Raw genomic sequence first — 13,353 nt, forward strand, 5'->3', positions numbered from 1 at the left:
GAGGAGCCAGGCATGGCAGTGCAGACCGGACTCGGCGAGCCACGCGGACCGTGGTTCGTCTCGCCGGAGCTGGACCCGGACGGGCGCGGCCACCGGGACGTACCCGGGGGCGGGCCGGAGGCCGGACGGCGCAGCCTGCGGCACCGGCTGCTGAGCGTGGCGGCGGTGGTGGCGCTCTCCACCGTCTCCGGCGCGGTGGCCGGCACCTGGGCGGCCGACCAGGGCTCGCCGGGACCGAGCGCGGCATCCGCCGCGCCGGTGCCCGCGGAACTGGTCACCGCCGCCGGCAAGACGGTGCCCGGCGTGGTCTCGGTGATCGTCGGGGGCCGATCCGGCGCGTCCGCGTCCGGCTCCGGATTCGCCATCGACAACGAGCAGCACATCGTCACCAACGACCACATCCTGGCCCGCGGCGGCTCGGGCGCGGTGACTGTGGAGACCTCGGACGGGCGTCGCTTCCCGGCCGAGGTGGTGGGCCGGGAACCCGCCAGCGACCTGGCCGTGCTCAAGGTGCCCGCGTCCGCCGGGCTGCCGCCGCTGCCGCTGGCCAAGGCGAACTCGACCCGGGTGGGGGAGCCGGTGCTCGCGGTCGGGTCGCCGCTCGGGCTCGCCGGGACCGTCACCGCCGGTATCGTCAGCGCGCTCAACCGGCAGGTGCGGATCGGCAACGGCCGGCACACGGCGGTGCAGACCGACGCCTCCATCAACCCGGGCAACTCGGGAGGGCCGCTGGTGAACGCGCGCGGTGAGGTGGTCGGCGTGAACACCGCCATCGCCACCATCGACGGCAACGGGTCGATCGGCATCGGCTTCGCCATCCCGATCGACCAGGTCCAGCAGACCGCCGACACCATCATCGGCCGGGGCGGCTGAGTCACCGGGCGCGGTCTCCCGCGCGGGTTGCCTCGGCGCTTCGCGCGGCGCTGACCTGCACAAGCACTGCAAGATCGGTGCGAACTGTCGGATATCCGGCGTGGGATCATTGGGGCATAGAAATATTACGCTGAGTATGGATACTGGCGGAGGTGGAGCAAGCTGTCATTGCGGCCCTCCTCGTGATGGGCCTGATCATCGGCGCCGGTGTCGGCGCGTCCTACGCGCGTGCGAAACGCGGCTGGACCGACTACCAGACGATCCGGACCAGCGTGCCGGGCGCCCGCCGCAACGCCTGGCTCGCGATTCGCGGCGTGGTCGTCAAGCTCGCGGTGATCGCCCTGCTGCTGGTCGGCGCGGCCGCGTACGCGGCCTCCGGCGGCGGCGAGGAACGGGCCGGTCCCACCCCGAGCGCCACCCCCACCCCGAGTCACCGCGCCGGGCGCTAGCCTCGGGGAGTGGACGACGGACTGCGGGTGACCGACCGGCTCGTGGTGCCCGCAGTCGAGCTGCGGGAACGGTTCTCCCGGTCGTCCGGGCCCGGCGGCCAGGGGGTGAACACCACCGACTCGCGGGTGGAACTGAGCTTCGACCTGGGCCGCTCGCCGAGCGTGCCGGAGACGCTGCGGGAACGGGCGCTGACCCGGCTCGCCGGACGCCTGGTCGACGGCGTGCTGACCGTGACCGCCAGTGAGCACCGCGCGCAACTGGCCAACCGGGAAGCGGCCCGGGAACGGATGGCCGCGCTGCTGCGCGAGGCCGTCGCCCCGCCGCCGAAGGCGCGCCGCCCGACCCGCCCCTCCCGTGGCGCCAAGGAGCGCCGGCTGGCCGAGAAGAAGCGCCAGTCCCAGCGCAAACGCGACCGCCGGGTGGACGGCGACTGACCGAAAAACGGTTGAACCGCCCGGCGCGCCGCCCGGAGAATTCCGCCCCGTGATCGACTTCTCCGTCAAGCCCACGCTCACCGGCGAGCGTGTGGCGCTGCGCCCGTTCCACGACGACGACCTGCCGGCGCTCGCGGAGATCCTGGCCGACCCGGAGGTGGTCCGGCTGACCGGCAGCCCGGCCGGCGAGACGTTCGAACCGGCCCGGTTGCGCGCCTGGTACGGCACCCGCAACAGCCAGGCCGACCGGCTCGACCTCGCGGTGGTGGACCGGGCGAGCGGCACCTGCGTCGGCGAGGTGGTCCTCAACGAGTGGGACCGGGCCAACGCGAGCTGCAACTTCCGCACGCTGATCGGCCCCGGCGGCCGCGACCGCGGCCTCGGCACCGAGGCGGTGCGGCTGATCGTCGGGTACGGCTTCGAGCAGCTCGGCCTGCACCGCATCGGCCTGGAGGTGTTCGCGTTCAACCCGCGTGCCCGGCGCGCCTACGAGAAGGTGGGCTTCGTCGCCGAGGGGACGCTGCGGCAGGTGCTGCGCGACGGCGACGGCTGGGTGGACGCCACTGTCATGTCGATCCTCGCTCCGGAGTGGAACCGGCACCGGGGGCACCCGGAGGGTTGAGCCGGAGGCGTCGAAGCGCTTCAATGCGTACGGGAGCTTCAGGGCCGTCACCGACCACCACGTCACAGTGACAGGAGTCCCTTCCGCATGTCCCGAAACCCCGTACGCGCCGCGCTGACCGTGCTCGCCGCGCTGCTACCGGTCCTCGCTCTCGGCCTCGCCCTCACCGCCACCACACCCCCGGCCGCCGCGGCGGCCACGCCGGTCCGCGTCATGCCACTGGGCGACTCCATCACCGGGTCGCCCGGCTGCTGGCGCGCCCTGCTCTGGAACCGCCTCCAGTCCACCGGCCACACCGACGTCGACTTCGTCGGCACGCTCGGGCCGCAGGGCTGCGGCGTGCCCTACGACGGCGACAACGAGGGCCACGGCGGCTACCTCGCGACGAACGTGGCCAACCAGAACCTGCTGCCCGGCTGGCTCGCCGCCACCCGCCCGGACGTCGTGCTCATGCACTTCGGCACCAACGACGTGTGGAGCAACATCGCGCCCGCCACGATCCTCGCCGCGTACTCGAAGCTGGTCGACCAGATGCGGGCCGCCAACCCGGCCACGACCGTGCTGGTCGCGAAGATCATCCCGATGAACCCGGCGAGCTGCCCGGAGTGCGGCCAGCGGACCGTGGCGCTCAACTCGCTCATCGACGGCTGGGCGGCCGGGAAGACCACGGCCGCCTCCCCGATCGTGGTGGTCGACCAGTGGACCGGGTTCAGCACCGCCACCGACACCTACGACGGGGTGCACCCGAACGCGGCCGGGGACCAGAAGATGTCCGACAGGTGGTACCCGGCGCTGGTCGCCGCGCTCGGCCGCGCCACGCCCGGCCCGACCACGTCCCCGACCGTCAGCCCCACGCCGTCGCCCACGGCCAGCCCGTCACCGACGACCAGCCCGTCGCCCACCGCGAGCCCGACGTCGGCGCCCGGCGGCTGCACCGCCACCTGGCGCCTCGCCGGTCAGTGGCCGGGCGGCTTCCAGGGGGAGGTGACAGTGCGCAACGACGGCGCCGCGCCGATCGCCGGCTGGACCGTGCGCTTCCCGCTCGCCGGCGGACAGCGGATCAGCCAGGCGTGGAGCGCCGACGTGACGCAGAGCGGAACCACTGTGACCGCCCGGAACGCGAGCTGGAACGGCGCGCTGGCCCCGGCCGCCCAGACCACGTTCGGGTTCCTGGCCGAGGGAACCGCGCCGAGCCCGGCGCTGACCTGCGCGCCGAGCTGACCGTCGCGTGCCGGCCGGCCCCGCTCAGCGGTGGTCGGCCGGCACCGCCCGGTCCAGCGCGGCCAGCAGCCGGGCGCGCAACCCGGCGGCACGCTCGGCGAACCCGCGCTGCGCGGTGGCGTACTCGGCCCGGCCCTCCGGCGTCTCCACCGGCACCGGCGGGTAGCCCAGGGCGGCCAGGTCGTACGGGCTGGCACGCATGTCCAGCGTCCGGATCTCCCGGGCCAGCTCGAAGCAGTCCGCCACGAGTTCCGAGCAGACCAGCGGCGACAGCTTGTACGCCCACTTGTAGAGATCCATGTTGGCGTGCAGGCAACCCGGCTGCTCCAGCGCGTGCTGGCTGTCCCGGGTCGGCTGGAGCACGTTCAGCGGGCGGGCCGGCGCGGTGAAGAACCGGAACGCGTCGAAGTGGCTGCACCGCACGCCGCGCTCCTCGACCACCGCCGCCGTCGCTGCCGGGCTCAGCCGCAGCGGCCAGGAGTTGTGCCGTACCTGCTCCTGGGTCTGCCGGTAGACCATCGCCCACTCGTGCATGCCGAAGCAGCCGAACTGCGCCGGGCGTCCGGCGGTCGCCGCCAGCAGCGTACGGATCCAGGCGATCGACTCGGCGCGCCGCGCGCGTACCCGATCGGTGTCGAGGGTGAGCCCGGCGGCGCAGGCGGTGTAGTCCGGGCCGAAACCGGCCGGGTCGGCGTCGCGCAGCGTTACGCCCGCGCCCGGGTGCCAGCGGCGCAGCTGGGCCGGCCGGTGCGAGTAGTAGGTGAAGAGGAAGTCCTCCACCGGATGCTTCACGCCCGCCCGGCGGCGGCCGAGATGCGGCGTCAGCCAGGCGTCCACCCGCTGCTCGTGGGCGGCCCGGCGCGCCTGCCAGTCGGCGACGTCGAGCGCGGGGGCGAGGGCGGCGGTCACGCACCCCAGGGTACGACCGCCGCCCGCCGCCGGGTCACGGCACGTCCACCCGCACGCCCGCGGAGAAGACGCCGCTGCGCAGCTCCAGCCGCTTCGGCGGCTCGTCGCCGCGCATGGTGAACACCAGTGGCAGCAGCACCCGCCGCCCGGCGGCCACCGGCTGGGAGAACACGTCCCGGCCCAGGTTCGCCACCCGGGTCGCGTCCTCGTCGGCGGCCACCCAGTTCCCGCTCGGCAGGTACGCGCGCTGCAACTGCCCGTGCCAGGTCTGGTCCTCGTTCGTGACGTTGCGCACCCCGACCGTGGCCAGACAGGGGCGTCCGCCGCCGGGCGCCGCCGGCAGGACGTCCGCGCCGCAGCTCACCCGGTAGACGGTGAACTCGAACGCGGTCTCCCGCAGCGGCTGGCCCAACGCGCCGGTGACGCTGCTGCCCACCCACGCGCCGCTCGTCGGCTGCTTGGTGGTGTCCATCGCCGCCACCCGCTGCGTGGCCGACCAGGCCGCCGCGCCGACCACCCCGGCCAGCACCGCCGCCGCCACGCCCACCACCAGCCAGACCGGCGGCCGGCGACGGCGGCTCGCGGGCGCCGGCACCGCAGTACGCGGATAGACCGTGCCCCGTTCGGCCGGGCTGCCCTGCCCCGGGACGCCGCTTCCCGGCGCGCCGGGACCGGCGGACATCGCCCCGCTTCCGGACAGGCCGGTGCCCGCCGTCGCGGCCGTGCGCCGACGGCGGCGCCACAGGGCCCACCACAGCACGCCCGCGGTCACCACCAGCAACGCGGTGAACGCGGCAAGCAGCACCGGTGGCCGCCGCCAGGCGGGGGCGGCCGTCACCTGCGCCGCCGGGGCCGTCGCGGCGCCCACCCAGGTCGCCGTGGCGCAGTCGTACGGGCGCGTGCCGTCGGTGCCGTAGACGCAGGTGGGCGCGGTCACCGACCGGCCCGGGCCGGGAACCGACAGCGCGGTGTGCAACGTGGTGGTGCTCTTCGCCGGCAGGCGCAGCCGCCACGTCACCTCCCCGGCGCTGGACCCGGCGGGCCGGGTGGTCCGCCCGCCGCCGGTCACCGTGGTGGCCCGCGACCCGCTCGGCAGCTCCTGCCGCACCATCGTGTCGACCGGCGCCGTGCCGGCGTTGCGGACCTCGATCCGGTAACCCGGCGCCGGAGTGCCCGCCGCGCCGACCGCCACGCTCACCGGCGGCATCGACGGGCGGACCGGCGCCGGGCCGGTGGTCGGCACCGCCGGCGGGACCGCCGGCACGCCGGTCGGGATCGGGGTCGCCCCCGCGCCGGGCAGGGCGACCGGGACGGCGGCCGGCGGTGGAGCCGGTCGGGCGGGGGTTTCGGCCGCGCGGGGCGTCGCCGGGGACAGCGCCGGTACGGCGGCGATGACGCCGAGGCAGTTCACGAACACTGCCAGGGCCTTGTGGTGTCGTCTCGATGCAGGCATACCAACGAACCTCCGGAACCGAAGCTATGGGCCGGGCCCCGCCGGGCGGGTACGAAGCCGCCATTCCCGCCCCGTCCGGCGCGATCCGGCGTACCCTGTCGCTCTCTCGCCGGTCCCGGCGCCGGCGGGCGGCGAGGGGTGCGGCGCGGGCCGCCCGGGCGCGCTGCCTGCCGGTGTCCGACGGGCGACGCGCGGGCGGGGATAGATTGGCCGGGTGCGTATCGCTCGTTTCGCTCATGCCAAGGGAATGTCGTTCGGGGTCGTCGAGGGCGAGCCGGAGGCCGGGCCGCAGGGCCTGACCATCGCCGAGATCGAGGGCCACCCGTTCGGGCAGATCCAGTTCTCCGGCGCCCGCTGGGCGCTCTCCGACGTCCGGCTGCTGTCGCCGATCCTGCCCAGCAAGGTGGTCTGCGTCGGCCGCAACTACGCCGAGCACGCCGCCGAACACGGCAGCGAGGTGCCGAAGGAGCCGCTGCTCTTCCTCAAGCCGTCCACGTCGGTCATCGGTCCGCGCGACGCGATCCGGCTGCCGATCTTCTCCAAGCAGGTCGAGCACGAGGCGGAACTCGCCGTGGTGATCGGCGCTCCGGGCGCCCGCCGGGCCGACCGGGCCGCCGCCGAGCGGGCCATCTTCGGCTACACCTGCGCCAACGACGTCACCGCGCGGGACCTCCAGCGCTCCGACGGCCAGTGGACCCGCGCCAAGGGCTTCGACTCGTTCTGCCCGATCGGGCCGTGGATCACCACCGGGCTCGACGTGAGCGACCTGGAGATCCGGTGTGAGGTGGGCCGCAACCCGGAGGAGATGGAGGTACGCCAGCTCGGCCGGACCAAGGACATGGTGTTCGACGTACCGGGCCTGGTGTCGTACATCTCGCACGTGATGACGCTGCTGCCCGGCGACGTGGTCCTGACCGGCACGCCGGCGGGGGTTAGTCCGCTCACCGAGGGGGATACGGTCACCGTGCGGATCCAGGGGATCGGGGAGCTCAGCAACCCGGTGGTCCCTGTCGCCTGATTCGCTCCGATGCCTCGTTTCCGCTGGTCAGGTTGGTTTCGAGGGGTTGGATTTGGCCTGTCGGCACCGGGAGGGTAAAGTTCATTCCCGGCGCCGCAAGGGGCCAATGGGGTATGGGGTAATTGGCAGCCCGACTGATTCTGGTTCAGTTAGTCTAGGTTCGAGTCCTGGTACCCCAGCGCAGCCGCGGGTTCGCAAGAGCTCGCGGACGCTGGATTCCGGCAGCTCACGCTGGCGGAGTGCAATGAAGGTTCTGGCCCCGTCGTCTAGCGGCCCAGGACGCCGCCCTCTCAAGGCGGTAGCGCCGGTTCGAATCCGGTCGGGGCTACAGCACCGACAGCCCGTCCCGTTTCCCCGGGGCGGGCTTTCTGCTGTCCGGGCAACGTTTTCCGCGTGCGGTGGGGGTGACCCCGCGGCGCGGTGCCGGACGCGATGCCGCTAGACTACTGCCACGCCACCCGGCAGGGCGGCGAAGCAGGAAAAGTGCCTGGCCCCGTCGTCTAGCGGCCCAGGACGCCGCCCTCTCAAGGCGGTAGCGCCGGTTCGAATCCGGTCGGGGCTACGTCACCGAACGGCCCGTCTCGCTACGCGAGGCGGGCCGTTCGCATTCCCCGCCCCACCCCGTTGATCATGAAGTTAGCGGCAGTCTGGGAGATCAAAAATGCCGCCAACTTCATGATCAACGCGAGAGGGGGGTGGGGGTGGGTGGGTCAGAGGCCGGAGAGGCGCTGGCCGGCTCGGACGACGGCCATGGCGTGGCGTTCTCCGGGGCGGCGGCCGAGGCGCTCGATCGGGCCGGAGATGCTGATCGCGGCGATCACCCGGCCGGTGCGGTCCCGGATCGGCGCCGAGACGCTCGCCACACCCGCCTCCCGCTCCGCGACGCTCTGCGCCCAGCCGCGCCGCCGCACCTCGGCCAGCGTGCGGCCGGTGAACTTGGAGCGGGGGAGCAGCGGCATGACCGCCTCCGGCGGCTCCCAGGCGAGCAGGATCTGCGCCGCCGACCCGGCGGTCATCGGCAGCACCGAGCCGACCGGGACGGTGTCCCGCAGGCCGCTGGCACGCTCGGCGGCGGCCACGCAGATCCGCTCGTCGGCGCGCCGCAGGTAGAGCTGGGCGCTTTCGCCGGTGGCGTCCCGTAGCGCGGCGAGCAGCGGCTCGGCGGCGGTCAGGAGCACGTCCGGGGCCGCGTTCGCCAGCTCGCCCAGGCGTGGACCCGGGCGCCAGCGCCCCTGGGTGTCCCGGACGAGCATCCGGTGGATCTCCAGCGCCTGTGCCAGCCGGTGCGCGGTGGCCCGGGGCAGCTTGGTGCGTTCAACGAGTTCGGCCAGGCTGGCGCCGTCGACACAGGCGGCCAGGATGACCACCGCCTTGTCGAGAACGCCGACACCGCTCATACTGTGTCCCACAAGCCGAAATTTACCTCCCAGAATTTAGGATGTCCAGATGGTGGGAGTCACTCAACCGAGGACCCTGGCCGAGAAGGTCTGGGACGCACACGTGGTCCGCTCCGCCGACGGCGAGCCGGACCTGCTCTTCATCGACCTGCACCTGCTGCACGAGGTGACCAGCCCGCAGGCGTTCGACGGGCTGCGTCTGGCCGGGCGCGGGGTCCGCCGTACCGACCTGACGATCGCGACGGAGGACCACAACACCCCGACCGGGTACGACGACCCGGCGTTCCGCCTCCGGCGCGGCGACCTGCTCACGATCGCGGACCCCACCTCCCGCACCCAGATCGAGACGCTGCGTCGCAACTGTGCCGAGTTCGGCGTCCGCCTGCACGCGCTGGGCGACGAGAACCAGGGCATCGTGCACGTCATCGGCCCGCAGCTCGGCCTCACCCAGCCCGGCATGACGATCGTGTGCGGCGACTCGCACACCGCCACCCACGGCGCGTTCGGCGCGCTCGCGTTCGGCATCGGCACCAGTGAGGTCGAACACGTGCTGGCCACGCAGACGCTGCCGCAGGCCCGGCCGAAGACCATGGCCGTGAACGTGGTCGGCGAGCTGGCGCCCGGCGTCACCGCCAAGGACCTGGTGCTCGCGCTGATCGCGCAGGTCGGCACCGGCGGCGGTCGCGGTCACATCGTCGAGTACCGGGGCGAGGCGATCCGCGACCTCTCCATGGAGGGGCGGATGACCATCGCCAACATGTCCATCGAGTGGGGCGCCAAGGCCGGCATGATCGCGCCGGACGAGACCACGTTCGCGTACCTGAAGGGGCGGCCCAACGCGCCCCAGGGCGACGCCTGGGACGCGGCGCTGGAGTACTGGCGGACGCTGCCCACCGACGACGGCGCGACGTTCGACACCGAGGTCACGCTCGACGCGAGCCGGATCACGCCGTTCGTCACCTGGGGCACCAACCCCGGGCAGGGTGTGCCGCTGGGCGCGACGGTGCCGGCCCCGGAGGACTTCGTCACCGAGCCGGAGCGGGTCGCCGCCCGGCGCGCGCTGGAGTACATGGACCTCACCCCGGGCACGCCGATGCGTGACCTGGCCGTGGACGTGGTCTTCGTCGGTTCCTGCACCAACGGCCGCCTGGAGGACCTGCGTGCCGCCGCCGACGTGCTGCGCGGGCACCGCGTCGCCGACGGCGTACGCATGCTGGTGGTCCCCGGCTCGGCCGCGGTCCGCGAGGCGGCCGAGATCGAAGGGCTGGACAAGGTCTTCACCGAGGCCGGCGCCGAGTGGCGTTTCGCCGGCTGCTCCATGTGCCTGGGCATGAACCCGGACACGCTGAAGCCGGGTGAGCGTTCCGCCTCGACCTCCAACCGCAACTTCGAGGGCCGCCAGGGCCGGGGCGGGCGTACCCACCTGGTGTCCCCGCCGGTCGCCGCCGCCACCGCCGTGGTCGGCCGGCTGGCCGCCCCCGCCGACCTGTAGAAGGGCAGCCGAGAGATGGACAAGTTCACCACCCACACCGGCACCGCCGTGCCGCTGCGCCGATCCAACGTGGACACCGACCAGATCATCCCCGCCGTGTACCTCAAGCGGGTGACCCGGACCGGATTCGCCGACGGTCTGTTCAACGCGTGGCGGGAGGACCCGTCATTCGTCCTCAACGATCCCGTCCATTCGGGTGCGTCGATTCTGATCGCCGGCCCCGAGTTCGGCACCGGATCATCCCGGGAGCACGCCGTCTGGGCGCTGCGGGACTGGGGCTTCCGGGCCGTCATCTCGCCCCGCTTCGGCGACATCTTCCGCGGCAACGCGCTCAAGGAAGGCCTCCTTCCGGTCGAGCTGGAATTGAAAGCCGTGGAAGAACTGTGGGATCTCGTGGAATCCGAGCCGACCACGCCGATCACTGTCGACCTCGCCGCCCGCCAGGTCCACGCCGGTGACGCCACCTGGGCGTTCCCGCTGGACGACCACAGCCGCTGGCGGCTGATGGAGGGCTTGGACGACATTGGACTCACCCTCCGGCACGAGGCGGAGATCGCCTCGTACGAGGCGTCCCGGCCGTCGTTCCTGCCCTCGGTAGCCTGACTCCGGCCCGAATTCGCCCCCACCGGTGCGCCCGGTGGGGGCGAATCCGTTACGACACAAGGGCTTTTTTCCACCGAATGTTTGTGTCCAGGCAGCACAGGGCATAACGTGCGCGCAGAATGGCTCGCGTCGAGTCAGTTGCACAATCGGGAGGAAGTCGTGAACAAGGCCGAGCTCATCGAGGCGCTCGCCGTTCGCCTGGGGGACCGGAAGACGGCGACGGCCGCGCTCGACGCGGTTCTCGCTGAGGTCCAGGCGGCGGTCACCAAGGGCGAGAAGGTGGCGATCACCGGTTTCGGAGCGTTCGAGAAGCGCGTCCGGGGAGCCCGAACAGCGCGCAATCCGCGTACCGGCGAGGCGGTGAAGGTCAAGAAGACCTCCGTCCCGACGTTCCGGGCGGGCGCGGGCTTCAAGGAGATGGTGGCCAGCGGCAAGGTGCCGAAGGACACCGCCGCCGCGAAGAAGACCACCGGCGCCGCGAAGAAGACCACAGCGGCGAAGACCACCGGCGCCGCGAAGAAGACCACGGCGGCGAAGGCCACCAAGACCACCGCTACCAAGAAGGCCGCGCCGGCGAAGAAGGCCGCCGCGACCAAGACCACGGCGGCGAAGAAGACGACCGCGGCGAAGTCCACCGCGGCGAAGAAGACCACCACCGCCAAGAAGACGACCGCGGCGAAGTCCGCCACGGCCAAGAAGACCACGGCGGCCAAGAAGGCGCCCGCGAAGAAGGCACCGGCCAAGAAGGCCGCCACCCGGCGCTGACCGGACGGCCCACGAAAGGGCGCCCACCGTTGCCGGTGGGCGCCCTTTCGCATGGGTACGCCGTTGACCGCCCGCCGTCGCGCCCCGCAGAATCGCCGTGCCGAAAACCCCCGTCGGTCACGAGAAGAGGCGCCCGTGCGGCACCGTCACCTCTCCACCCTCACGCTCGCGCTCGGTATCGCGGTCCTGCTGGACGTGCTGCGGGTCTGGCTCCCGTCGGTCATCACCCTCTTCGGGCGGGCCGCCGAGACACCGGCCGAGCTGCTCGGCGCGTTCGCGCTCGGCTGGTTCCTGCTCGCGCTCGCCGCGCCTGCGCTCGTACGCCGCACCGGCGCCGCCCCGGTCGGACTCGTCGCCGCCGTTGTGCTGGCGGCGGCGCGGCTGGCGCTCACCGCGCAACCCGGTGGTCCGGCCCAGCTCTGGCTGGCCTGCGCCGGGCTGCTCGCCGGCCTGGTCTGGCTCGCCGCCACCGCCGCGTCCGTGCCCCGGCCGGTGGCCGGGCTGGCGCTGGGCATGGCCGGGAACGCGGTCGGGCACGCCCTGCTCGGCACCGAGGACCTGGTGTGGCGCGGCGGTGTGCTCGCCTGGAGCCTGAGCGCCCTGCTGGTGCCGGCGTTCCTGGCCGCGTCGGTGGCGGTACGGCGGGAGCGGGCGGACACGTCGGCGGCGGGGCCGTCCCCGACGGGCGCGGGCCACGGCACAACCGGGCGGCGTATCCGCGTTCCGGGACGCCGGGCCTGGCTGCTGTGCGGGCCGGCGCTGCTGCTGGCCGGTCAGGTGGCGCTCGCCCCGGCGCTCTGGAGCGCCGCCGCCGGCACCGGATCGCCTGCTTTCCCCGGGCTCGCCCGTCCCGGCAGCGGTGCCCTGCCGGGCGCGCTCGCGGTGCTGCTGTTCCTCGCGGCGGCGTTGTTCCGGGCACCGGCGCGCGTGGCGCGGGTGCTGTGGCCACTGGTGTTGCTCGCCGGGTCGGTGCTGTTCGTGACCGGGCATCTCGTTCCGGCGTACCTGCTCACCGCCGCCGGTCTCGGCGGCTGCCTGGCCCTCACCGACACGACCGGCGACGGGCCCGCGGCCGCCGACGACGCGGCCGGGCCGGGCGACGACGGACGGGCGGGGGCGCGACGCGGGCGGGCGGCGGCGCTCGGGATGCTGGTGTTCGCGGTGGCCACGGTGGCCTACTACGCCGCCTACGACCTGGGGTACCCCAACGGCTGGGCGCCGGTCGCCACGGCCGTCCTGGTGGCTCTGGTGGCGGCTACCGCGCCTGTCCGGGCCACCCCGGCATCGTCCGGCGCGGCCTCACCCGGCCCGGTGCTGCCCACCACGGTCCGGGTCACGGTCCTGGCCGGCCTGACCGCACTGGCCGCGCTGGGCGCCGCGCTGCACGTACCGCCCGCGCCGGCCCGGGCCACGGCCGCGCCGGCGGCGGTACGGGTGGCCGCGTACAACATCCGGATGGGGTTCGGCCTGGACGGCCGGCTGGACCTCGACGCGCTGGCCCGGGAGCTGCGCGGCGCGGACATCGTGCTGCTCAGCGAGGTGGACCGGGGCTGGTGGCTCAACGGCGGCCACGACACGCTGGCGTTGCTGGCCCGGCGGCTGGAGATGCCGTACGTCTTCGCGCCCGCCGCCGACCCGGTCTGGGGCGACGCGGTGCTCAGCCGGTTCCCGGCGCGTTCCGGGCAGACGCGGCGGCTGACCGCGCACGGCGCGCCGACCGGTGCGCAGGCCCTCGGCGTCACGCTCGACCTCGGCGGGCGCGAGCTGGCAGTGGTGGCCACGCACCTGCAACCGCCGCCCGGCCGGGATCCGGTGGAGCAGGCCCGCGAGGTGGCCGCGTTCGCCGGCCGGTACGCCGCCGGCCGTCCGCTGGTGCTCGGTGGCGACCTGAACACCGAGCCGGCCGACCCGGCGTTCGCCGAGTTCACCGGCGCCGGGCTGGTGGACGCGCTGGCCCCGGCCCGGCCGTTGCGGACCAGCCCGGCCGACGACCCGCGCACCCAGATCGACCACGTCTTCGTCTCCCCGGGCCTGACCGCCACCGAGGTACGCGCGCCGCGTACCGAGGCCAGCGACCACCTCCCGGTGACGCTCACCGTCACGCTGCCCTGAGCCG

At 73.8% G+C, this 13,353-nt stretch carries 13 protein-coding genes and 3 tRNA genes; 13 read left to right on the forward strand and 3 right to left on the reverse strand.

Features of this window, described 5'->3' with window-relative positions; translation table 11 throughout:
- The first annotated feature begins 12 nt into the window (after positions 1-12).
- The 5 genes from J3R08_RS06190 to J3R08_RS06210 all read left to right on the forward strand — a co-directional run bounded on the left by J3R08_RS06190 (position 13) and on the right by J3R08_RS06210 (position 3,600).
- Positions 13-873, forward strand: a complete 861-nt coding sequence (locus J3R08_RS06190; protein WP_209960326.1) for a S1C family serine protease — start codon at positions 13-15, stop codon at positions 871-873.
- Positions 874-1,025: 152 nt separating this feature from the next.
- Positions 1,026-1,322: a hypothetical protein gene (locus J3R08_RS06195; protein ID WP_043325976.1), complete on the forward strand. Its 297-nt coding sequence runs from the start codon at positions 1,026-1,028 to the stop codon at positions 1,320-1,322.
- Between the two features lie 9 nt (positions 1,323-1,331).
- Positions 1,332-1,757 carry an alternative ribosome rescue aminoacyl-tRNA hydrolase ArfB gene (gene arfB, locus J3R08_RS06200; protein ID WP_043325975.1) on the forward strand — a complete coding sequence of 142 codons (426 nt, stop codon included), beginning with the start codon at positions 1,332-1,334 and terminating at the stop codon, positions 1,755-1,757.
- A gap of 49 nt (positions 1,758-1,806) precedes the next feature.
- The gene (locus J3R08_RS06205; RefSeq protein ID WP_209960328.1) at positions 1,807-2,379 is read left to right on the forward strand and encodes a GNAT family N-acetyltransferase; all 573 of its coding nucleotides are present in this window, start codon (positions 1,807-1,809) and stop codon (positions 2,377-2,379) included.
- 87 nt (positions 2,380-2,466) lie between these two features.
- Entirely contained in the window at positions 2,467-3,600 is a 1,134-nt protein-coding gene (locus tag J3R08_RS06210) for a cellulose binding domain-containing protein (RefSeq protein ID WP_209960330.1), read from the forward strand.
- Positions 3,601-3,624: 24 nt separating this feature from the next.
- Here the strand turns inward: J3R08_RS06210 and J3R08_RS06215 are convergent, their stop codons facing one another.
- Both J3R08_RS06215 and J3R08_RS06220 read right to left on the reverse strand, forming a co-directional pair.
- Entirely contained in the window at positions 3,625-4,509 is an 885-nt protein-coding gene (locus J3R08_RS06215; protein WP_209960332.1) for a 3-methyladenine DNA glycosylase, read from the reverse strand.
- A gap of 34 nt (positions 4,510-4,543) precedes the next feature.
- On the reverse strand, positions 4,544-5,962 hold the full coding sequence (locus J3R08_RS06220; protein WP_209960334.1) for a hypothetical protein: 1,419 nt from the start codon (positions 5,960-5,962) through the stop codon (positions 4,544-4,546).
- Positions 5,963-6,176: 214 nt separating this feature from the next.
- On the opposite strand from J3R08_RS06220, the gene J3R08_RS06225 reads away from it, so the two are divergent.
- The 4 genes from J3R08_RS06225 (at position 6,177) to J3R08_RS06240 (ending at position 7,542) form a co-directional block, all read left to right on the forward strand.
- Positions 6,177-6,980 (forward strand): fumarylacetoacetate hydrolase family protein, encoded by an 804-nt coding sequence (locus J3R08_RS06225; protein ID WP_013284528.1) that lies wholly within the window; start codon positions 6,177-6,179, stop codon positions 6,978-6,980.
- 107 nt (positions 6,981-7,087) lie between these two features.
- Positions 7,088-7,159 (forward strand) — tRNA-Gln (locus J3R08_RS06230).
- A gap of 76 nt (positions 7,160-7,235) precedes the next feature.
- Positions 7,236-7,308: transfer RNA gene (locus J3R08_RS06235), tRNA-Glu, on the forward strand.
- A 161-nt stretch (positions 7,309-7,469) separates the two neighbouring features.
- Positions 7,470-7,542 (forward strand) — tRNA-Glu (locus J3R08_RS06240).
- A 148-nt stretch (positions 7,543-7,690) separates the two neighbouring features.
- Here the strand turns inward: J3R08_RS06240 and J3R08_RS06245 are convergent.
- Entirely contained in the window at positions 7,691-8,377 is a 687-nt protein-coding gene (locus tag J3R08_RS06245; protein ID WP_013284529.1) for an IclR family transcriptional regulator, read from the reverse strand.
- A 49-nt stretch (positions 8,378-8,426) separates the two neighbouring features.
- Between J3R08_RS06245 and leuC the strand changes: the two genes are divergently transcribed.
- The 4 genes from leuC to J3R08_RS06265 all read left to right on the forward strand — a co-directional run bounded on the left by leuC (position 8,427) and on the right by J3R08_RS06265 (position 13,349).
- A complete protein-coding gene (leuC, locus tag J3R08_RS06250) occupies positions 8,427-9,869 on the forward strand; it encodes a 3-isopropylmalate dehydratase large subunit (RefSeq protein WP_043325966.1) in 1,443 nt (480 codons plus the stop codon).
- Between the two features lie 15 nt (positions 9,870-9,884).
- A complete protein-coding gene (gene leuD, locus J3R08_RS06255) occupies positions 9,885-10,472 on the forward strand; it encodes a 3-isopropylmalate dehydratase small subunit (RefSeq protein ID WP_043325965.1) in 588 nt (195 codons plus the stop codon).
- A gap of 159 nt (positions 10,473-10,631) precedes the next feature.
- A complete protein-coding gene (locus J3R08_RS06260) occupies positions 10,632-11,237 on the forward strand; it encodes an HU family DNA-binding protein (RefSeq protein ID WP_091419419.1) in 606 nt (201 codons plus the stop codon).
- A gap of 135 nt (positions 11,238-11,372) precedes the next feature.
- The gene (locus J3R08_RS06265) at positions 11,373-13,349 is read left to right on the forward strand and encodes an endonuclease/exonuclease/phosphatase family protein (protein ID WP_209960336.1); all 1,977 of its coding nucleotides are present in this window, start codon (positions 11,373-11,375) and stop codon (positions 13,347-13,349) included.
- Positions 13,350-13,353: the final 4 nt, after the last annotated feature.

This window comes from Micromonospora sp. HB375 (assembly GCF_017872985.1).
Taxonomy (GTDB): domain Bacteria; phylum Actinomycetota; class Actinomycetes; order Mycobacteriales; family Micromonosporaceae; genus Micromonospora; species Micromonospora chalcea.